This is a genomic window from Tamilnaduibacter salinus, from assembly GCF_003096655.1.
In the GTDB taxonomy this organism is placed as follows: domain Bacteria; phylum Pseudomonadota; class Gammaproteobacteria; order Pseudomonadales; family Oleiphilaceae; genus Tamilnaduibacter; species Tamilnaduibacter salinus.
The window spans coordinates 196,495-217,173 of sequence record NZ_QEKQ01000001.1; the positions used below are offsets into that span (position 1 = coordinate 196,495).

Below are 20,679 nucleotides of genomic sequence, written 5' to 3' on the forward strand. Positions count from 1 at the left end.
CGTCAGGCGTTCCCCGCCTGACGCTCGGAAAGCAGCTGCTCCCAGTCGGTTTCTTCCGCCCAGGTTTGCAGCCGGTCCATGGCGGCCAGCAGCGATTCGGTCAGTGTCTGCTGGTCATCCGTTCCGCGCTTGATGGCCGTTTCCAGCTTCTCGGTGATCTGGCGCAGCTCCGGCACGCCGCAGTACCGGGTGCCGCCATGCAGTTTGTGGACTCGTTCCAGCAGCGCGTCGGTCTGCCCCGCCCGGGCCATCTCCTCGATGACGGGCCGGTCGGTCATCACCTGATCCAGCAGCATACTGAACAGCTCCCGGGCGAGGTCCACCTTGCCTGCCGCGAGCCGGATGCTTTCCTCCGGGTCCATGCTCGGCAAATCGCGGGAGCGGCTGGAAGGTCGTAATTGTCTCTGCGTGTCCGTCAGGGAGCGGGTTGAGCGTCGCCGGGGGGGATCATCCGGTTGATAGCCCGTGAAGCGGGTCAGTGTGTCCCGGATCTGCTGGCCGCTGACGGGCTTGGACAGGTAACCGTCGAAGTGGCGCCGGAGCAGGCGTTCGCGTTCTTCCGCCAGAGCATGGGCGGTGAGGGCGATGACGGGCGTATGTCGACGCCCCTGTTCCTGGCGGCGTAACCGGGCTGTGGTCTCCGGCCCATCAATGCCAGGCATCTGCACGTCCATGAACACGAGGTCGAACGACTCTTCCTGAAGCCGGTTGAGGGCGTCGAAGCCATTCGCGGCCCCTTCGGCCCGGACCCCCGCATCTTCCAGAAGTGTGAGGACCAGTTTGCGGTTGGCATCGTTGTCGTCGACCGCCAGCACTGCCATGTCACCGGGTGCCCGGGGAGCCGGTCGCAGTGCCTCTTCTTCGGCCGCCGCTGTTTCGTCCCGGCGATCATGGCCATGGATGAGGAAGAACAGGTCGTTGTAGAAGGCGTCGCGACAGACCGGTTTTGTCAGATGGGCACTGGCCAGATCGGTGACTTCGGTCTCTTCGTTCTCAAGCGTGGGGGTGAGCAGCAGGGTGCGGCAGTCGTGCTCCACCTCCAGCTGGCGGAACAGATCCCGGTACTGTTCGGAGGGCAGCAGGTGGCGTGTCATCCCGACAATGGCGACAGCATAGCCGTGTCCCTGTTGTTGGGCCTGATTCACCTTCTGGAGCATATCGGTCGGGGACTCGGCCCGGTCCACGCTCACATCCCAGCCGGTCAGCAGGTGCTGGACAGCCAGTCCGGTGGTGGCCTGTTGTTCGAGGTAGATGATCCGCTCCCCACGCAGGGCGTCCCGGGGTGGGGTTGGGCTGGTGTCATGAGCCACTTCCGTCGGCAGGGTGAACCAGAAGGTGGAGCCGTTACCCAGCTCGCTCTCCAGACCGATCTCACCGCCCATTTCCTCCACCAGGCGTTTGGAGATCACCAGTCCGAGGCCGGTGCCGCCATGCTGCCGGGCCGTGGAGGCATCCGCCTGGCTGAAGGCATTGAACAGCGTCTGCTGCTGGGAGCGGGACAGGCCCACGCCCGTGTCCGACACGGCGAAGCGCAGGGTCAGCCGATGGCTTTCCTCGCTCTCCGCCTCCAGGCTGATGCGCAGGACCACCTCACCCGTCTGCGTGAACTTGATGGCGTTGTTGACCAGGTTGGTGATGACCTGTTTGACGCGCAGGGGGTCGCCCAGCACTGTGTCCGGCACATCGCTGTAGATCAGTGGCACCAGATCAAGGTGTTTGGCATGGGCCGCCGGCGCGAGCATCACCATGACGTCCTCAATGGTGTCCCGCAGCCCCATGGGCACATGGTCGAGGATCAGCTTGCCCGCCTCGATCTTTGAGAAGTCCAGAATGTCGTTGATGATCGTCAGCAGAATCTGTGAGGACTTGCGGATGGTGCTCAGATGATCGCGCTGCTGGCGGGACTGGGGCGATTTCAGCAGCAGCTCGGTGAACCCGATGATACCATTGAGCGGTGTCCGGATCTCGTGGGACATGTTGGCCAGGAACTCGGACTTGATGCGGCTGGCTTCCAGCGCTTCCTTTCGGGCCAGATCCAGCTCGATGTTCTGGATTTCAATGGTCTCCAGTGTCTCACGCAGGTCCTCGGTGGCCTGGTCCACGTTCTGCTGCATTTCCTCCTGGGCACGGTTCAGTTCCGCCGCCATCGCATTGAGGCCCGATTCCAGCTGTTCGAATTCGGGGCCGGCGTGGGTGTGCACCCGTGTGTCCAGCCGACCCTCGCGCAGCCGCGCGACTGCGCTGTTAAGCTCGAACATTGGGTCCGTCACGCTGCGGCTCATGCGCAGGGCGATCAGCACGTTGAGAGCGATGCCCCCGAGAATCATCAGCAGACTCATCAGCAGCGCCCGATAGCGTTCCCGGTCGGTGCGTATGTGCGACATCTCCACGGCCACCCAGCCCACCGGTTCACGGGCACTGGGTGGTGCCTCGCCTGACTCCATGTCGAACATGCTGTCCAGCATCAGCTCCTGAAGGCGGACCGGCATGATGAAGACCGAGCTGTCCTCGGCGGTGAGGGTCGTCATGCCGTCCTTACGGAGATCACCCTGGGTGCGGTCGATGCTGAGCCGTGGGCCGTTGTGCAGCAGTTGCCGGCCCTGATCGTTGTAGAAGGTGATGGAGCGGACGTCGCGCTCCTCGAGCAGGGCGTTCGCCAGACTGCCCAGCAGGTTCCGGTTGCCGGTGAACATGCCGTATTCCGAGGCCGAGGCGAGTTGACGTACCAGCGACTGGCCACGGTCCCGGAGCAGGTTCTCGATGTTGCCGACCCAGCTCTGGGTGAAGAAACTGCCCAGGATCAGTGTCGTCAGCAGCGTGGGAACCAGTGTGACGACCAAAACTTTTTTTCGGATGCCCCAGCGCCGCACTCGTGTCGACTCCCTCAGTGGTCCGCTTCCCGGCCGGTGAGCGCTTCCCGCCGGTGTGTCCATGCCGATCCCCGTCCGGCGACGAACGGGGCCTTCCCTGTCATAATGGGGATGGTTACGGACCTGGTCAGGCCCCGGCTGTTTCGTGATTGGGATACGCCGCACAAGCGCGTATCATGCAGTCGAAAAGTGTATCACAGCCCATTTTTCCGTCCTGTGAACAGGGTGGACGTTGCGGGCGTGGTTGTCAGGAGAATCATCACCATGCACTTCCCGACCATCGAAGACTACATCGGCCAGACGCCGCTCGTGCGGCTTCAGCGGCTGCCCGGTGAGACCAGTAACACCATTCTGGTCAAGCTGGAGGGGAACAACCCGGCCGGGTCGGTGAAGGATCGGCCGGCCATCAGCATGATTCAGGAGGCCGAGCGTCGAGGGGAGATCACGCCGGGCGACACCCTGATTGAAGCCACCAGCGGGAACACCGGTATTGCGCTGGCCATGGCAGCCGCCATCAAGGGCTACCGGATGGTGTTGATCATGCCCGAGCACATGAGCGAGGAACGCCGGGCCTCCATGCGCGCCTATGGTGCGGAAATCGTGACTGTCACCAGGGACGACGGCATGGAGGGCGCCCGGGATCTGGCGCAGAGGATGGCGGCTGACGGCGAGGGCCGGATTCTCGACCAGTTCGCCAATCCGGACAACCCGCTGGCCCACTACCGCACCACCGGCCCCGAGCTGTGGGAGCAGACAGCGGGCCGGCTGACGCACTTCGTCAGCTCCATGGGGACCACCGGCACCATCATGGGTGCATCCCAGTACTTCAAGGAACGCAATCCAGATATTCAGATCGTGGGTCTCCAGCCGTCCGACGGGTCTGCGATCCCCGGTATCCGGCGCTGGCCGGAGCCTTACCTGCCCAGAATTTTCGACGCCTCACGTGTCGATACCATCCTCGATGTGGACCAGCGGGAAGCCGAAGACACCATGCGGGCCCTGGCCCGGGAGGAAGGCATCTTCTGTGGCGTGTCTTCGGGTGGTTCGGTGTCAGCGGCACTGCGTTTGTCGCAGGAGGTTGAGAATGCCGTGATCGTCGCCATCATCTGTGACCGGGGTGACCGGTATCTGTCCACGGGCGTGTTTTCCGCCGACTGAGTCGCGGTCACGAACATTCTGCCGACCCCGGAGACCGCAAGCCGATGAGCCGACGTCGCCGCAAAAAAGCTGTTCCGCGCGAACCCATACCGTGTGAGATTGAATCCCTCAGTCACGACGGGCGGGGTATTGCCCATCAGGAGGGCAAGACCCAGTTTGTTGATGGGGCGTTGCCGGGGGAGTCCGTCATGGCCCAGTACATCACCAGCCGGCGCCGCTTCGATGAGCTGAGGGCGACGGAGATTGTTCAGGCCGGTGACGAGCGGGTGACGCCGCCCTGTGATTTCGCCGACCTCTGTGGTGGATGCAGCCTGCAGCACATGGATCCGGAGGCACAGATTCGCTTCAAGGAGCAGACGCTGGCTGAGCAGTTTGCCCACTTTGGGGGCATCGAGCCGGAGGAGTGGGTGGCGCCGATGCGCTCCCCGGGGCTGGGCTATCGCCGGAAAGCGCGGCTCGGCGTGCGGTTCGTCCCCAAGCGCGACTCAGTTCTGGTGGGCTTTCGGGAAAAACGCAACAGCTTCCTGACGGATATTGACCACTGCTCGGTTCTGGATCCACGGATCGGCGATCGCATCACCGCACTTCGTGACGTCCTGTACGGGATGGACGCCTATAATCGCATTGCCCAGATTGAGGTGGCCTGCGGTGACGAGTCGGCGGCACTGGTTTTCCGCAATCTGGACCCGCTTTCTGAGGCCGACCAGCAACAGCTGGTAACGTTCGGTCAGCACCACGATCTGCACATCTATCTCCAGCCCAAGGGACCGGACACCGTCTACCGGCTCTGGCCGGAAGCGGGGGATGAGCGCCTGAACTACCGGCTGCCGGAGCACGATCTGGACATGGTCTTCCATCCCATGGATTTCACCCAGGTGAACGCCGACATCAATGAACGAATGATCGATCAGGCACTGGACTGGTTGGCGCCGGAACCGGATGATCGGGTGCTGGACCTGTTCTGTGGTCTGGGTAATTTCAGCCTGCCACTGGCCCGCTGTGCCGGGGACGTGGTTGGCGTTGAGGGCGGCGAGGCCATGGTCGTCCGCGGTCGGGAAAATGCGGAACGAAACGGCCTGGAGAATGTCCGTTTCCATGCGGCCGACCTGCAGGCGGATTTCACGGCGGCGCCCTGGGCCCGGGAAGGGTTCGACCGGGTGTTGATTGATCCGCCGCGTTCAGGAGCCCAGGCGGTGTGTGAACACCTTGCGAATTTCGGCGCCAGACGCGTCGTCTATGTGTCCTGCAACCCCAGCACACTGGCCCGGGATGCGGGGGTTCTGGTGGCGAAAGGGTACCGACTGAAGCGCGCCGGCGTGATGGATATGTTCCCTCACACAACGCATGTCGAGTCGATGGCGTTGTTCGAGCGCGACTAGACCGGTGGAAGGCAGACGGATTCACCCATGGTAAAAGTTCGGGAAGACTACGCCGTCACGGCCGACGGCCATGTGGACATCGAGGGCTGGGTGAAAGCGATCCAGTCCCGTACCCAGCTCGACGATGTGGATGAGCTGCGCCGGGCCTGCCGCCTGAGCGCCGAGATCGACCTGAAAGCCTTCCGGGAAGACCGCCAATGGGCGCCCGGGGCCAGCAGTTTCCGCACCGGTGTCGAAATGGCACAGGTGCTGGCCGAGCTGCACATGGACCAGTCGTCGCTGATTGCGGCGGTCCTTTATCGGGCGGTCCGGGAAGAGCGCATCCCGCTGGAGACGATCCGTAAGGAATTCGGGGACGAGGTGGCACGTCTGATCGATGGCGTCCAGCAGATGGCTGCCATTTCCTCGATTCACCATCCGCTCAAAGGCAATGTCCTGGGGCAGACTCAGGGGCAGCTCGACAACGTCCGCAAGATGCTGGTCACCATGATCGACGATGTCCGCGTCGCTCTGATCAAGCTGGCGGAACGGACCAGTGCCATCCGGGCCGTCAAGGACGCGCCGTCCGAGAAGCGGATGCGGGTGGCCCGGGAGGTGTTCGACATCTATGCCCCGCTGGCGCACCGCCTCGGCATTGGCCACATCAAGTGGGAGCTGGAGGATCTGTCTTTTCGCTACCTCCACGGCTCGGCCTACAAGAAGATTGCCAAGCTGCTCGATGAGAAGCGGCTGGACCGGGACGAGTACATCCGCCGCGTGCAGGACTCTCTGAAGGGCGAGCTGGAGGCATCCGGTATCCAGGCCGACATCTCGGGGCGCGCCAAGCACATCTACAGCATCTGGCGAAAAATGCGCCGTAAGGGCATCGACTTTTCGCAGATCTACGACGTCCGTGCCTTCCGTATTCTGGTGCCCGGTGTGCGCGACTGCTACGCCGCGCTGGGGATTGTTCACAGCCTGTGGCGCCATATTCCCCATGAGTTCGACGACTACATCGCCAGCCCCAAGGAAAACGGCTACCAGTCGCTGCATACGGCCGTGATCGGACCGGAAGGCAAGGTGATGGAAGTCCAGATCCGCACCCATGAGATGCACGAGGAAGCGGAATTGGGCGTTTGTGCCCACTGGCTCTACAAGGGCATGGACAAGAGCAACCGGTCGAGCAGCTATGACGCCAAGATCAACTGGCTGCGCCAGGTGCTGGACTGGCAGGAGGATCTGGGGGACCTGTCCGGGCTGGTGGATCAGCTCAAGAACGATGTGGCCCCGGATCGGGTCTACGTCTTCACCCCGGAAGGTCACGTTGTCGATATGCCGCAGGGCGCCACGCCGGTGGACTTTGCCTACCGCGTGCACACCGAAGTGGGGCATTCGTGTCGCGGGGCGAAGGTGAATGGCCGGATCGTGCCGCTGACCTATCCGCTCAAGACCGGCGATCAGGTGTTCATTCTGACGTCCAACAACCAGGCGCCGAGTCGTGACTGGCTGAATCCGAGTCTGGGCTATATCCAGACGTCCCGGGCGCGTGCCAAGGTTACCCACTGGTTCAAGGAGCAGAACCGGGACGACAACATTGCCGATGGCCGGGCCATTCTCGACGACGAATTCACCCGGCTCTCAATCGACGATGTGCCGCTCGACCGCCTGGCACAGCGGGTCAACTACAAGACAGCCGACGACATGTTCGCCGCCATCGGCGCCGGTGACCTGCGCCCGACGCATGTGGCCAACATGGCCCAGGAACTGGTCGAACCCCGCAGCCGGCAGCTCGATCTGCGCCTGAGCGCCAAGGCGGAGCGCTACGGCACGGACTCGGACATCCGGATTGAGGGCGTTGGCAATCTCAAGACGCAGGTGGCCAAGTGCTGCAAGCCGTTGCCCGGTGATCCGATTGTCGGTTGGATCACGGTGGGGCGGGGGGTCACCGTGCACCGCCAGGACTGCATGACGTTCCTCCACCAGCGGGATCATGAGCCCAACCGGGTTATTGAAGTGAGCTGGGGCGGTCATCCTGAGGCCGTCTATCCCGTGGATGTGGAGATCGAGGCGTACGACCGCTCCGGGCTTCTGCGGGATATCACGACCGTGCTGGCCTCCTCCCGCAGCAATGTTCTGGCGCTCAATACCCGGACCAACCCGGATGACCACACGGCCACCATGACGGTGACCATGGAAATCCGCAGTCTTGAACAGCTGGCCCGGCTGTTGGCGCAGATCCGTAATCTGCCCAACGTACTGGATGTGCGTCGCAAACGGAGTCACTGACCATGTCGGAAGACCGCTACACCATCGACGACCTCAAAACACTCATGGCCCGGCTGCGTGATCCGCAGACCGGTTGTCCCTGGGACCTGAAACAGACCTACCGCAGCATTGTCCCTCATACGCTGGAAGAAGCTCACGAAGTCGCCGATGCCATCGAGCAGTCGGACTTTCCCAACCTCCGTGAGGAGCTGGGCGACCTGCTGTTCCAGGTCATTTTCTACAGTCGGCTGGGGGAGGAGGACGGTCACTTCCGGTTTGATGACATCGTCGATGGCCTGGTGCGCAAATTGGTGCGTCGCCACCCCCATGTGTTCCCCGATGGCACACTCGAGAGCCAGGTGGATCCGGACAACCGGCCCTCGGAAGCGTTCATTAAGGCCAGCTGGGAGCGCATCAAGGCCGAAGAGCGTGCTGCCAAACCCGAGCCAGACGAGCGTCCGTCCAGTCGGCTCGATGGCATTGCCGCCGCACTGCCGGCCATGGCCCGTGCGGAGAAATTGCAGCGTCGGGCCGCCCGCCATGGCTTCGACTGGCCGGACATCAACCCCGTCTTCGACAAGCTTCAGGAAGAGATCGCCGAGCTTCGCGAGGCCTGGGAAGACCCGCAACGTGACGCGGAGGATCGCGATGCTCTGGAGGATGAGCTGGGGGATCTCATGTTCGTCTGCGTCAACCTGGCCCGCTTCCTGCAGGTAAACCCCGACCAGGCGCTGCGACGGACCAACCGCAAGTTTGAGGCGCGTTTCCGCGAGATTGAACGCCGCCTCGAAGCCGAAGGCCATGCGGTGGACGGCCAGAGCCTGGAGGACCTGGATGCCGTCTGGGAGTCCGTGAAGGGGGCTGAAAAGGTTACGGAAAATACGTAGCGCGTTCCCGCCCTGTTTTGGGGCGGCCTAAGTACAATCCGTAACCAATCCCACCTTACGAGCCCGCGCGGCTGGGCTACACTGGCCATAGATGGTTCACGAAACCGACACATCGTTGTGTTTCGTGAGGCCGGCGGCCCGTGATCCGGGCCATTCGGTGTATTGGTCGCATCGACCGAACGGGGGTTGGTAATGAAGATCAGGGATCTGGTGAAGTACTGGGATAAACACGCTCAGGGCCGCATGTCGCATGATCGGTATGAGGCGTCACTGTCTGACGCCCATCGCGACGAACTGGCTCGGCTGGCGGAGCTTTACCCGAGAAAGTCCTCGCAGGATCTGCTGCGGGATCTGGTCTCTGCGGCGCTGGACGACCTGGAAACCAGCTTTCCCTATGTGGAAGGCAGCCGGGTTGTGGCGTTTGATGAAGACGGGTTCGAGATCTACGAGGATGCCGGGCTGACACCCCGGTTCGTGACCCTGAGTCAGAAGCACATTCGCCGGATCAAGGAGCGTCAGCTCGAGTCTGTCGCCTGACAGACCCGCGACGAGCTGACCGTTTCCATCCCGCTCGATCCCGGCCCTTCAGGGTCGGGGCGTGCGCCCCTCTCTCCCTGAACGCCCGGCCGTCCGCATACGGGTCAGGACTTCTTGACCGACTCCAGCTTGCTCTTGAGCGGCGTCTCATTCGCCAGATCGTCCAGGGCAGCGGCGATCATGTCGTTCAGGATGTCCGCCTCTGACCGGTCCGGATACAGTTCCGACAGCGCCGCAATGCGCGCCGCATCCTCCATGGGCAGCTGCAGGTCGTAGTGATGGGGGCGTTCCTCATCCTGCTTGCTCGATTCCCAGTGCTTGGGCAGTTCAGTGACTCTCATTGACGACTCCTTTTGTGGATCTCCAGTCATTATAGGGCAGGTTTCGCCTCTCGCTACAGGCCGTTCCGGCACCATGACCTTCTGTAGTATGGTTTAGAGAACTGACCAGCCACGAAAAGCATCGGAGACAAGGACCGATCCATGACGGAGCTTCATCCGGATCTCAGAGACAATGTCCGGCTACTCGGCGAATTGCTTGGTGACAGTATTCGCCAGCACCCGGGCCAGGCCTGTTACGACCGCATCGAACAGATCCGCGCGGCCGCCAAGGCGGACCGCCGCCAGGAAAGCGGTTCCGGCCAGCGGCTGGAAGAACTGCTCAGCCAACTTGGTGATGACGAAATCCTGCCCGTCACCCGGGCCTTCAGCCAGTTTCTCAATCTGGCCAACATCGCAGAGCAGTACCACAGCATTCGCCGCAAGCGGGGTCACCATGCTGACCTGATGGTGGAATCCCTCGGTGACATGTTCCATCGCCTGCTGGACCAGAATGTGTCGCCGGAGGAGCTGCACCGCCGCGTGACCGAGCTGAGTGTGGAGTTTGTTCTCACCGCACACCCGACCGAGGTGACGCGCCGGACGCTGATCCTCAAATACGACGAAATATCGGAGTGTCTTGCGGACTTGGATCACGAGGATCTGCTGCCAACCGAACGGGACGAGATCATCGCACGCCTGCGCCAGCTGGTGACCGAGGCCTGGCACACGGATGAAATCCGCTACCACCGGCCCACCGCGGTGGACGAGGCGAAGTGGGGATTTGCCGTCATTGAGAACAGTCTCTGGCAGGCGTTGCCCCGCTTCCTGCGCAGTCTGGACCAGTCGCTGCGTGAGACAACCGGCGAGGGGCTGCCCCTCGATGCGGCCCCCATTCGCATTGCCTCCTGGATGGGCGGTGACCGGGACGGCAACCCGAACGTCACCCATGAAGTCACCCGCGAGGTATTCTGGCTTGGTCGCTGGATGGCGGCCGACCTGTTCCTGCGCGACATCCGCAAGCTGAGGGCGGAGCTGTCCATGTGGGAGGCAACCGACGCCCTCAAAACCGAGGCCGGCCACGCCCGCGAGCCCTACCGTGCCATTCTGGGGCGCCTCAGGGACCGCCTGATCCGTACGCGGGACTGGGCGGAGGCCTGCGTCAACGGTGACGAAGCCGATGCCAGCGACATCCTGTTCGAGAATCAGGACCTGATCCAGCCCCTGCAACTGTGCTATGACTCACTGGTGGCCTGCGGCCTGGGGTCCATTGCCGATGGATTGCTGCTGGATACCCTGCGTCGTGCCCACAGTTTTGGCCTGCCCCTGCTCAAACTCGACATCCGTCAGGAGGCGAGCCGCCACGCTGAGGTGATCCGCGACATCGTCGACTGGCTGGGGCTGGGTGACTACGAGCAATGGTCCGAGGAGGAACGCCAGGCATTCCTGGTGGAAGAACTCCGCGGACGCCGACCGCTGATTCCGCGACACTGGACGCCGTCCGACGATGTTCGGGAGGTGCTCGACACCTGTGCCATCGTCGCGCAACAGACGCCCGAGGCGCTGGGGTCCTATGTCATCTCCATGGCCAGCCAGCCTTCTGATGTGCTCAGCGTGATCCTGCTGCTCAGGGAGTCCGGCATGGCCAACCCCATGCGGGTGGTGCCGCTGTTCGAGACTCTGGATGACCTGCGGATGGCGCCGAACACCATGCGCGCGCTTTACTCGGTGGATTGGTACCGAGAGTACTGCGAGGGCCGCCAGGAAGTGATGATCGGGTACTCGGACTCGGCGAAGGACGCCGGGCAGATGATGGCGGCCTGGGCCCAGTATCAGGCTCAGGAGCAGCTGGCCGAGGTGGCGCGGGAATTCGACGTGCATCTGACACTGTTCCATGGTCGTGGTGGTACCGTCGGCCGGGGCGGGGGGCCGGCCAACCGGGCGATCCTTTCGCAGCCGCCCGGCACGGTCAACGGCAGTTTCCGTATTACCGAACAGGGCGAGATGATCCGGTTCAAATTCGGTCTGCCGCGACTGGCCGAGCAGAGCCTGACGCTGTACGCGACGGCCGTGCTGGAGGCAACGCTGTCACCACCCCCGGCACCGGAGCCCCAGTGGCGGGAGATGATGGACTGGCTGACCGAGCGCTCCCTCAAGGGCTACCGGGACGTCGTGCGCGAACACCCGGATTTTGTGACCTACTTTCGTGAGGCGACGCCAGAACAGGCCCTTGGCAAGCTGGCTCTGGGAAGCCGGCCGGCCAAGCGCAAGCCCACCGGTGGCGTCGAGAGCCTGCGTGCCATACCGTGGATTTTTGCCTGGACACAGATGCGCCTGATGCTGCCGAGCTGGCTGGGCAGCGATGTGGCCCTGAATGCGGCGGCGGAAGAAGGGCATGAGCCGTTGCTGCGGGACATGATGGCGCGTTGGCCGTTCTTCAAAACGTACATGGACATGCTGGAAATGGTCATGGCCAAGTCCGACCTGAGAATTGCCAACTACTATGAGAAGACTTTGGTCGAGGAGCCTCTGCAACCTCTCGGACAGGAATTGAGGGAGCGTCTCCGACAGTGCATCGATCGGGTGAAGGCGCTCAAGAACGAGGACGAACTGCTGGCCAGTGAGCCCGTATTCGCGCACTCGCTGCGTATCCGTAATCCCTACACGGATCCGTTGCACTATCTGCAGGCGGAATTGCTGCGTCGCGACCGGGAAGGCGAGGGCCGGGGGGCCGTGCCGGAACGGGTCGAGCGTGCGTTGAAAGTCACCATGGCGGGGATCGCCGCCGGTATGCGGAATACCGGCTGACAGGAGTGGATGTGCATGGCGATCGCTGAACGGCTGAAACAGTTTCTGGAACGTCGTGGACTGCGACCGGATTTCATGCGGCACGACCCCTCGGAGAGTCTGGAGGCGGCGGTGGTGTCGGCCGGCGTTGATCCCCGGGAGGTGCTTCAGGCCACTCTACTGATCGACGCAACCGGCGCCCTGATGGCCGTCCACGGTTTTCGCTCGGTGGTGGACATGGGCGCCGTTTCGCGTCTGACCAGTCGGTCATTTCGCATGTTGCCATCCCGCCAGGCGGACCGTCTGTTCCCGGATTGCAGCAGTGGCTGTCATCCGCCGGTGGGCAGCGCCTGGGGACTGCCGGTGGTTGTCGATCAGCGGGTCTGGTCCATGGACACCGTGATTCTGTCCTCGGGACGGGATAATTGCCTTCTGCGTCTGGACGGAGAGGACCTTGGTCTGATCCTTGAGGAAGCCCGGACAGGGCGCATCGCTCTTCAGGACGACGCGGCCGATATTGAGCCGGACGGGGCAGGCGAAATCACCCTGGACGAGGTGGCCGAGCGCCTCCAGAAACTCTACCGGTTGCCGCCGATGCCCGCGCTGGCGCTGCGCATTCTGCGTTTGACACGGGATCCGGAAGCCTCAGCAAACGATCTGTCGAACCTGATCGAGTACGACCCGAGCCTGACGGCCCAGATTATGCGGTATGCCCGCTCGGCCCTGTTCCAGTATCCCGGGGAAGTCCACTCGGTGCAGGAGGCGGTGACCCGTGTGCTGGGCTTCGATCGCGTGGCGCATATGGCGATGGGCATTGCGTCGGCGCGGGCATTCGATGTGCCCCGGGACGGCATGTTGGGGATGGATGCCTTCTGGCGTCACTCCATTTACTGCGCATTCCTTTGCCAGCAGATGGCCCGCCGCCTAAACCTTGATCGCGGACTCGCTTACCTCTGTGGTCTGCTTCATAACTTTGGATTGCTGCTCACCGGGCACCTGTTCCCGGACCAGTTCGATCAGCTCAACCGGCTCAGGGAAAGCAACCCGGAGCAGAGTATGCGGGCGCTGGAGGAACGGGTCTTCGGTGTTGGCGACGACGTGCTTGGCGTCGGTCATGGGGCAATCGGCGGCATTCTCCACCGCCTTTGGCAGCTGCCGGATGCGGTCGTGAAAGCCGCCGGTGTCCACCAGCAGCCCGACTATGAGGGGGATTACGCCGATTACGTGCGCATGGTCCAGCTGGCGAATGAATGGCTTAAAGAGAAGGGCATCGGTGACGAATTCAATGTCGTGGACTGGCAACCGGTTGCGGACCGGCTGGGCCTGGACGCCACCGATGCGGAACGGCTTCTGGAAGAAACCGGGGCCGTAGCCGAGGAGCTGGATGCACTGGCCCGGCAGCTCGCAGCCTGAGGGAAGGTCCGCTTGAAGGCGACTGCCTGCCGTGGGTCGACGTTGGTCCCCTTTCTACTGTGGGCGGGACTTCGTATAATGCCCGGTCGCTTCGGATTTTCACACTTTAAATGGGACGGTTTTTATGAGAGTGATTCTTTTGGGCGCACCGGGGGCCGGCAAGGGAACCCAGGCTCAGTTCATCACTGAAAAATATGACATTCCCCAGATTTCCACGGGCGATATGCTGCGGGCGGCCGTCAAGAACGAAACCCCGCTTGGCCTGCAGGTCAAGGAAATCATGGCGGAGGGTGGCCTGGTGCCGGATGAGACGATTATCGCTCTCATCAAGGACCGGATTCAGGAATCCGACTGCCGCAATGGCTTCCTGCTGGATGGTTTCCCGCGCACCATCCCACAGGCGGAAGCCCTGAAAACCGAAGACATCCGCATTGACTATGTGGTGGAAATCGCGGTCGATGACGAAGAGATCGTGACGCGCCTGTCGGGGCGCCGGGTTCATGAACCCAGTGGTCGGACGTATCACATCAAGTACGACCCGCCGAAGGAAGAGGGCAAGGACAATGAAACCGGCGAACCGCTGGTGCAGCGCCCGGACGACTCCGAAGAAACCGTTCGTAATCGCCTGAATGTCTATCATGAGCAGACCGCACCGCTGGTGGATTTCTACCAGAAATGGGCGAAAGAAGCCCCGGCGGACGCGCCAGACTACGTCCGCGTTGAAGGTGTGGGTAGCATGGACGAGATTCGTGACCAGATCCTGAGCCGCCTCGACGGCTGAAGGCCCATGAACCTTTTGGCGGTTGATACCACCGCGGACGCATGCTCGGCGGCCATCCTGATGCAGGATGGCCGCATTCACGAGCGCTGCATCGTCGAGCCGCGTGGCCATACCCGGCATCTGTTGCCGATGGCTCGTGAACTGACTCATGCAACGGGCCTGTCGCTGAGCGATATGGACGCACTGGCGTTCGGGCGGGGACCGGGGTCGTTTACCGGCCTGCGGATTGCCACCGGTGTTGTGCAGGGGCTGGCCTGGGGACTGTCGCTCCCGGTCGTTCCAGTGTCGTCGTTGGCCACAGTTGCCGCCGGAGCCATCCGGCAGCACGGGTTGTCGGACGGAAGTGGTATTGCCGTTGCCTTCGACGCCCGGATGGGCGAGGTCTACTGGGGCTGTTTCGTGCAACGCGATGGTCTGCCGGAACCGGTATCGCAAGAGTGTGTGGTCGCGCCGGAGTCGGTCACACTCCCTGCTGGAGATGGCCGTCCCTGGTTTGGCGCGGGGTCGGGCTGGCGGTTGTCCGATCAATTTCCCGCCAGCGTTTCACAGACTATGGAAGCCTGTTACCCGGACAGGATTCCTCATGCCGCCGACATCGCCCGCCTCGCGTTGGGGCCGGCCGAGTCCGGACAGGGCGTTCCAGCTGAGGAAGCCATTCCGGTGTACATTCGCGATGAGGTGGCCTGGAAAAAATCGGGGTCGTGATTGGGTCGGGCGCTGTGCAGAGAGGGTTTGCCAGTGCTAGACTTTCGTGGTTGGTTTTCTGAACAGCGCCCGATTGGACGATGCGGGGGCGCCCGATGCCCGGGCGGTTCCCAGGGGTTATGCGAAGCCGAGTCTGAACATGATTGGTGGTGTCGGCAACAACAACGGGGTGGGGTTGCTCCAGCCGGAACGCCCCATCCAGCGGGATACCTCCCAAAATACCCGCCCGACCGGTGATCGCAACGAATCCGGCCGGAATACACGGGCTATTGTCGACGGGGAAGTCCAGACCAACCGTATTGATCCCGAGCGTCTGGAGCGACGCGTCCAGGCCCGTCAGGCGGCCGAGGATGCCCGTCTTGAGCGGTTTCGTGCCGATGATCTTCCCCTGTCCACCAGCCGGGCGCTGGATGCCTTTTCCGGCGTGGCGAGCCAGCGCGACGATGGTGAGAGTGATCAGCTCACCGGCATCGATATCCGCGTCTGATGATCACCTCCGGCGGCCCCTCACTGGCCATTGCGGCGCTGGATGACGCCGGTCTGGCCCGCGCTCGCGACGTGTCTTCAGCCCTGTCATTGCCGCTTTTGCATGAACCCGCCATTCCCAGGCATGAGACCGATTACGCGCTTCTGCTGCTGGTCACGGATCAGGGGCTGGGGTTGCAGGTGACGGGGCGGAAGGCGCCGGGCCCGGTCCGTTGCGAGTTCGTCCGGGGTAAGGCCGGCTATCGCCGGGATCATGGGGGCGGCACCGGGCAGCTGGTGGCCAAAGCCGTCGGCCTGAAGAAAACCCGCCGCACACTGCATGTACTGGATGCCACCGCGGGACTGGGGGAAGACGCCTATGTGCTGGCCGGGTTGGGTTGCCGCCTGACCCTCATGGAGCGGTCCCCGATCGTTCGCGCTCTGCTGGAGGACGGGCTGGGAAGGGCCGCGGAGGACCCCGGTGCCGGGCCGGTCGTGGCGCGCATGACGGTTCGGCCAGGGGATAGCATTCGCTGGCTTGAGGAGCAGCATGAGCCGGTTGCGGACGTGATCTATCTGGACCCGATGTTCCCTGAGACCGGCAAGGCCGCGAAAGCGAAGAAAGAGATGGCGCTGTTCCGCGAACTGGTCGGGAATGACGATGATGCCCCCGCGCTGCTGGCGGCCGCGCTTGACGTCGCCCGCTACCGCGTCGTCGTCAAGCGCCCGCGACTGGCCCCGCCCATCGACGGCCCGGTTCCCGATCTGCAACTGACTGGCAAAAGCAGTCGTTTCGACGTCTATACCCACCAGAAGCTGCCGGAGGGGCCTGCCGAATGACCCCGCCGGTCAGGCCTGGAGCATCGTGACTTCCCGGATGGCCTGGCGCATCTCCGCATTCAGGACCAGCCGTGCGTCTTCCGCGACGCTGTCGAGGGCCTTGGTGTAACACAGCAGGCCGTCGCTGTTCTTCGTCAGGATGCGGTTGCGGCACAGGTTGGCGATGAAGTTGCGAAACAGCGTCTTGTCGAAAAATTCCGGGGCGCTGAGACCGAACAGCACCGACATGCGTTCGGCCATCAGCGTGCTCTGCTTTTCCAGCTCTTCGGCTGTGATGCGCCCGGAGCCGTGTTTGCGCAGAATCGCGATGGCGATGTGATACCGCTCCAGTGTCTGAATGACGCACTGCGACAGGGCGTGCAGGTGCATGGCCTCGTCACTGCCGTCCGTTGGACGCGCCACCCGGTCGCCGTCGCTCAGTAGCAGGCCATGCCGGACCAGCACATCAATCCATTGGTCCACCACCGGCTCGACCTGGTCAATGGGGTAGCGCAGGAACAGTTCTGAGCGAATGTAGGGGTAGATTGACCGGGCCAGGAACAACACTTTTTCCCGTGGCAGGCTGTTGTAGTTCTCGAACAGGCAGGCGACCAGTGCCGGCAGTGCGAACAGGTGCTGTGTGTTGTTGCGGTAGTACGTCATCAGAACGGCGTTGCTGCCTTCCAGCGTGATAACGTCCCCCAGCGCCTGCCGGTAACGGGAAACCAGTCCCATCTCCTCACCGTACTGAAGCCAGTCGTGACCATCGCCATCCGGGAAGGTGACGTGGTCGGAGTATGGGAAGGTCTGGATCAGGTCCCGGAACTGGTTCATCAGACGGACCAGCAGCGTCTCGTCCATGGCAAGCCGGGGTGCGGACAGCAGGACGGTAGCCAGCATGGTAATCGGATTCACCGCCACCGCACTGTTGATGTGAGTCACGACCCGATCGGCGAGGGTGTCCACCGCGCCTGTCAGCCATTGCGGACGATAGTCGGCGTCATAGGCCTCCTCGCGCCAGTCGGGGTGGACCTCGTCCAGCACGGTGGCGAGGTGGATCGGTTCGCCGAAATTGACCGAGACCTGACCGAACGAACGGGACAGTTTCCGGGCCGTGCGTGCCAGCGAGAAGATGCTTTCCTTCTGCTTTTTGCCACCACGCAGTTCGCCCAGGTAGCTCCGGCCTTCCATCACTTTCTCATAACCGATGTAGACCGGCACAAACACGATGGGCTTGCGATGGTCCCGCAGGAAGCTGCGGACGGTCATCGCCAGCATACCGGGTCTTGGCGGCATCATCCGGCCCGTCCGGCTGCGGCCGCCTTCCACGAAATACTCCACCGAATAGCCCCGGGAGAACATGACGTGCATGTACTCATTGAAGACGGCGGCGTACAGCGGGTTATCCTTGAAGCTGCGGCGCATGAAGAACGCCCCCCCGCGGCGCAGGATCGGGCCCACGATCGGCATGTTGAGGTTGATGCCGGCCGCGATGTGCGGAGGCATGACGCCATTGCGGTACAGCACGTAGGACAGCAGAAGGTAGTCGATGTGGGAGCGGTGGCAGGGGACGTAGACCACCGCGTTGTCCCTGGCCACGTCCTGGGGAACCTGGATATTGTTGACGCGCAGACCGTCATAGATCCGGTTCCAGAGCCAGGAGAGAACGACCTCCAGAAAACGGATGGTGACGATCGACATCGCGGAGGCAATTTCATCAGCGTACTTGAACGCCTTCGCCCGCACCTTGTCCGGTCTCTGACCCGTGTCACGGGCTGTCTTCCGGATGGCGTCCTTCACGGCCGTCGTCCGGACCAGCGATGACACCAGCGTGCGACGATGGGACAGGTCCGGCCCCAGTACCGCCTGTCGGACGCGACGGAAGTGCGTTCGCAGGATACGGGCGACCTTTCGGATGGCGCGTGGCTCGTTGTCCCGGTATTCCTCGACCACCTGCTGGAGTGACAGCGGGGGGTTGAACTGCACGTAGGTGTTGCGTCCGTGGATGAGAATCAGCAGAAACTTCTGGAGCCGCCCGGCAACGGACCAGGTATCGGAGAGCAGGATCTTGAGCAGGGACTTCTCCTTGTCCGGAGAGCGGCCCCAGAAAAGCGTTACCGGAACCAGCTGAACGTCCAGGGTCGGGTCTTCCACGGCCAGGTCGGTGACCTGACGGACGCGATCAGTCAGTACCGGGGCACGGCGGCGACGGAAGAGTCCGCCGAGACGCTCGTACAGGAAGAAAAACGAACGCCGGGGGCCTTTGTGCACCGGCAGCGGTGCCTGGGACGAGGGGAGGCCGGCCCGGAGCACCTCCTGTTCCAGGACCAGACGGCTGGATAGTGAGCGATGCTGGAGGACATAGCAAACCGGCTTGTCCGGATCGAGGCCCAGCTCCTCGCGATCCGCACCGATGACATCGGTCCGGACCCAGAGAAACAGAATTTTCCGGATCAGGGTGAGAAACAGGCCGGTTAATCCCGGAAACAGTCGCATTTTGGCTCCAGCTCCAGTCCATCAGGGGGGACCAAGTTTACTTGGTCGACGGCGCCCCGGAAAGCGCGGGCTGGTGTCCGGCCAGGTCAATCTGTTGACCGGCTGAGCCAATGAGAGCCTCGATCGCCGCAAGGCGTCACAGAGGCCCGTTCCCGCACCGATTGGCGAATGTGGTAGCTTTTACCGTCAGTGAGATGGATGCCGAAGGAGGGATCATGGTTCGATGGGTGCCGGAGTGGCAGGCGGGGCCGCCCCAAGCCGGGGATGGTGTGCTGATCTGCCATGGCCGCTCAGTGTTGCCGGCATCCGGAGGCTGGATTCACGACTGGTCGCCCGCACTGACAGAGGACGGGAACGAGCCGGTGGCGTTGGGGATGCTGGACGGTCGCCGTCTCTATGCGGTTCGCGCCCCGGACGATGACCCCCGGGAAGTCCCCCTGCGGGACGCCCTGATGAGCAGCGATGATCCGATGATCGCGGTATTGGGGACCGCCTGTCAGATCATGCGCTGGCAGGAGGACCACCGTTTCTGCGGACGCTGTGGCCGGGCGACGGAGCATCACGGCCAGGAGCGGGCCCGCTGGTGTGCGCATTGCCGGCTTCCGTTCTACCCCCGGCTGGCTCCGTGTGTCATCGCGTTGATTCGTGATGGCGATCATCTGTTTCTGGCGCGATCCAGCCGCCACGCCCATGGGTTTTTCAGTCTGATTGCCGGCTTTATCGAACCTGGCGAGAGTGCTGAGGAGGCCGTTGCCCGGGAAGTCCGGGAGGAAACTGGCTTCCAGGTCCGTAACGTGCGCTATCACACCTCCCAGCCCTGGCCCTTTCCCCACAATCTGATGCTGGGTTTTTACGCCGATTACCACGGCGGAGAAATGCGGTTACAGGCGGATGAGTTGGCGGAAGGGGGGTGGTTCGCGCCGGATGAGCTTCCGCCCGTGCCGCCACTCACGACCATTGCCGGGCGGCTGATCCGCGATGCTCTCAGTGGAGAAACATCGGTATGAGCGCTCGGGTGCTGGTGTTTGATTCCGGGCTGGGCGGGCTGACGGTGGCGGGTTGTATCCAGCGCGAGATGCCGGGTGTGGTTCTGTCCTACCTTGCCGATACCGCCGGCTTCCCGTACGGCGACCGGTCGGCTGGCGACGTCATGACGCGTTGCATCGGGCGGATCAGCGAGGGTGTGAAGGAAACGGGAGCGGATCTGGTCGTGATTGCCTGTAACACGGCCAGTACGCTGGTGCTGCCCCGGTTGCGTGAGCGGTTGACCGTGCCGGTGGTCGGCGTGGTGCCTGCGATCAAGCCGGCCGCCGCTGTCAGCGAGAATCGCCGGATTGGCATCCTGGCCACACCGGCAACGGTCCGGCGACCCTATACGGACCGATTGATTGATAATTTCGCGCCGGATTGTCACGTCGTGCGTCTGGGGTTGTCGGATATGGTGCGCTGGGCCGAAGACAGTGTCCCGGGGGCGGCGCCCGATCGCTCGACCCTGCGCCGGGCACTGGCGCCGCTGATTGAGGCGGAGGTGGATACGGTGGTGCTGGGCTGCACCCATTACCCGCTGCTCGCCGGAAGCCTCTCGGAGGCGTTGCCCGAAGTCCGTCACTGGGTCGATTCGGGAGATGCCATTGCCCGTCGGGTCCGGTTTCTTCTCGACGGTGAGGGGCTGTTGGGTGAGGCGCTGGTCAGTGGCCCGCCCGCGCCATTGGGGCTTTGCTTTACCGGCCCCGTGCCCGAAGGACTACCCTGCTTGCTGGAGCGGGTGGGCCTGGCCGCCGGGTCGCTTCTTTCGGACGAACCCGGCTGCGGCTGACACGT

General features: G+C 63.1%; 16 protein-coding genes. 13 read left to right on the forward strand and 3 right to left on the reverse strand.

All coding sequences use genetic code 11. The features are described from left to right. Positions 1-2: 2 nt before the first annotated feature. Positions 3-2,870 carry an ATP-binding protein gene (locus tag C8D92_RS00955; RefSeq protein ID WP_095609722.1) on the reverse strand — a complete coding sequence of 956 codons (2,868 nt, stop codon included), beginning with the start codon at positions 2,868-2,870 and terminating at the stop codon, positions 3-5. Between the two features lie 264 nt (positions 2,871-3,134). Between C8D92_RS00955 and cysM the strand changes: the two genes are divergently transcribed. The 5 genes from cysM to C8D92_RS00980 all read left to right on the forward strand — a co-directional run bounded on the left by cysM (position 3,135) and on the right by C8D92_RS00980 (position 9,075). Beyond that, on the forward strand, positions 3,135-4,028 hold the full coding sequence (gene cysM, locus C8D92_RS00960; RefSeq protein ID WP_095609721.1) for a cysteine synthase CysM: 894 nt from the start codon (positions 3,135-3,137) through the stop codon (positions 4,026-4,028). Between the two features lie 44 nt (positions 4,029-4,072). Beyond that, positions 4,073-5,407 (forward strand): 23S rRNA (uracil(1939)-C(5))-methyltransferase RlmD, encoded by a 1,335-nt coding sequence (gene rlmD / locus C8D92_RS00965; RefSeq protein WP_095609720.1) that lies wholly within the window; start codon positions 4,073-4,075, stop codon positions 5,405-5,407. Positions 5,408-5,434: 27 nt separating this feature from the next. Further along, positions 5,435-7,672: a GTP diphosphokinase gene (gene relA, locus C8D92_RS00970; RefSeq protein WP_095609719.1), complete on the forward strand. Its 2,238-nt coding sequence runs from the start codon at positions 5,435-5,437 to the stop codon at positions 7,670-7,672. A gap of 2 nt (positions 7,673-7,674) precedes the next feature. Beyond that, positions 7,675-8,538, forward strand: a complete 864-nt coding sequence (mazG, locus tag C8D92_RS00975; RefSeq protein WP_095609718.1) for a nucleoside triphosphate pyrophosphohydrolase — start codon at positions 7,675-7,677, stop codon at positions 8,536-8,538. A gap of 192 nt (positions 8,539-8,730) precedes the next feature. Continuing rightward, on the forward strand, positions 8,731-9,075 hold the full coding sequence (locus C8D92_RS00980) for a pilin assembly protein (protein WP_095609717.1): 345 nt from the start codon (positions 8,731-8,733) through the stop codon (positions 9,073-9,075). Between the two features lie 104 nt (positions 9,076-9,179). Here the strand turns inward: C8D92_RS00980 and C8D92_RS00985 are convergent, their stop codons facing one another. Further along, on the reverse strand, positions 9,180-9,416 hold the full coding sequence (locus C8D92_RS00985; protein ID WP_095609716.1) for a hypothetical protein: 237 nt from the start codon (positions 9,414-9,416) through the stop codon (positions 9,180-9,182). A gap of 141 nt (positions 9,417-9,557) precedes the next feature. Between C8D92_RS00985 and ppc the strand changes: the two genes are divergently transcribed. The 6 genes from ppc to C8D92_RS01015 all read left to right on the forward strand — a co-directional run bounded on the left by ppc (position 9,558) and on the right by C8D92_RS01015 (position 16,383). Next, complete coding sequence (gene ppc / locus C8D92_RS00990; protein ID WP_095609715.1) at positions 9,558-12,200, forward strand: phosphoenolpyruvate carboxylase; 2,643 nt, start codon at positions 9,558-9,560, stop codon at positions 12,198-12,200. 15 nt (positions 12,201-12,215) lie between these two features. Further along, positions 12,216-13,592, forward strand: coding sequence for an HDOD domain-containing protein (locus C8D92_RS00995; protein WP_116918186.1), 1,377 nt, complete (start codon positions 12,216-12,218; stop codon positions 13,590-13,592). A gap of 124 nt (positions 13,593-13,716) precedes the next feature. Beyond that, positions 13,717-14,373 carry an adenylate kinase gene (adk, locus tag C8D92_RS01000; RefSeq protein WP_095609713.1) on the forward strand — a complete coding sequence of 219 codons (657 nt, stop codon included), beginning with the start codon at positions 13,717-13,719 and terminating at the stop codon, positions 14,371-14,373. Between the two features lie 6 nt (positions 14,374-14,379). Beyond that, positions 14,380-15,078 (forward strand): tRNA (adenosine(37)-N6)-threonylcarbamoyltransferase complex dimerization subunit type 1 TsaB, encoded by a 699-nt coding sequence (tsaB, locus tag C8D92_RS01005; RefSeq protein ID WP_116918187.1) that lies wholly within the window; start codon positions 14,380-14,382, stop codon positions 15,076-15,078. Between the two features lie 46 nt (positions 15,079-15,124). Further along, positions 15,125-15,565, forward strand: a complete 441-nt coding sequence (locus C8D92_RS01010) for a UDP pyrophosphate phosphatase (RefSeq protein WP_243402317.1) — start codon at positions 15,125-15,127, stop codon at positions 15,563-15,565. Further along, on the forward strand, positions 15,565-16,383 hold the full coding sequence (locus C8D92_RS01015; protein ID WP_116918188.1) for a class I SAM-dependent methyltransferase: 819 nt from the start codon (positions 15,565-15,567) through the stop codon (positions 16,381-16,383). The genes C8D92_RS01010 and C8D92_RS01015 overlap by 1 nt, the downstream gene beginning before the upstream one ends. A 9-nt stretch (positions 16,384-16,392) precedes the next feature. On the opposite strand, the gene plsB is transcribed toward C8D92_RS01015, so the two are convergent. Further along, a complete protein-coding gene (gene plsB, locus C8D92_RS01020; RefSeq protein ID WP_116918189.1) occupies positions 16,393-18,858 on the reverse strand; it encodes a glycerol-3-phosphate 1-O-acyltransferase PlsB in 2,466 nt (821 codons plus the stop codon). A gap of 215 nt (positions 18,859-19,073) precedes the next feature. Between plsB and nudC the strand changes: the two genes are divergently transcribed. Together nudC and murI are read left to right on the forward strand one after the other, a co-directional pair. Further along, a complete protein-coding gene (gene nudC, locus C8D92_RS01025; protein WP_116918190.1) occupies positions 19,074-19,865 on the forward strand; it encodes an NAD(+) diphosphatase in 792 nt (263 codons plus the stop codon). Next, on the forward strand, positions 19,862-20,674 hold the full coding sequence (murI, locus tag C8D92_RS01030) for a glutamate racemase (protein ID WP_116918191.1): 813 nt from the start codon (positions 19,862-19,864) through the stop codon (positions 20,672-20,674). The genes nudC and murI overlap by 4 nt, the downstream gene beginning before the upstream one ends. Positions 20,675-20,679 lie beyond the last annotated feature (5 nt).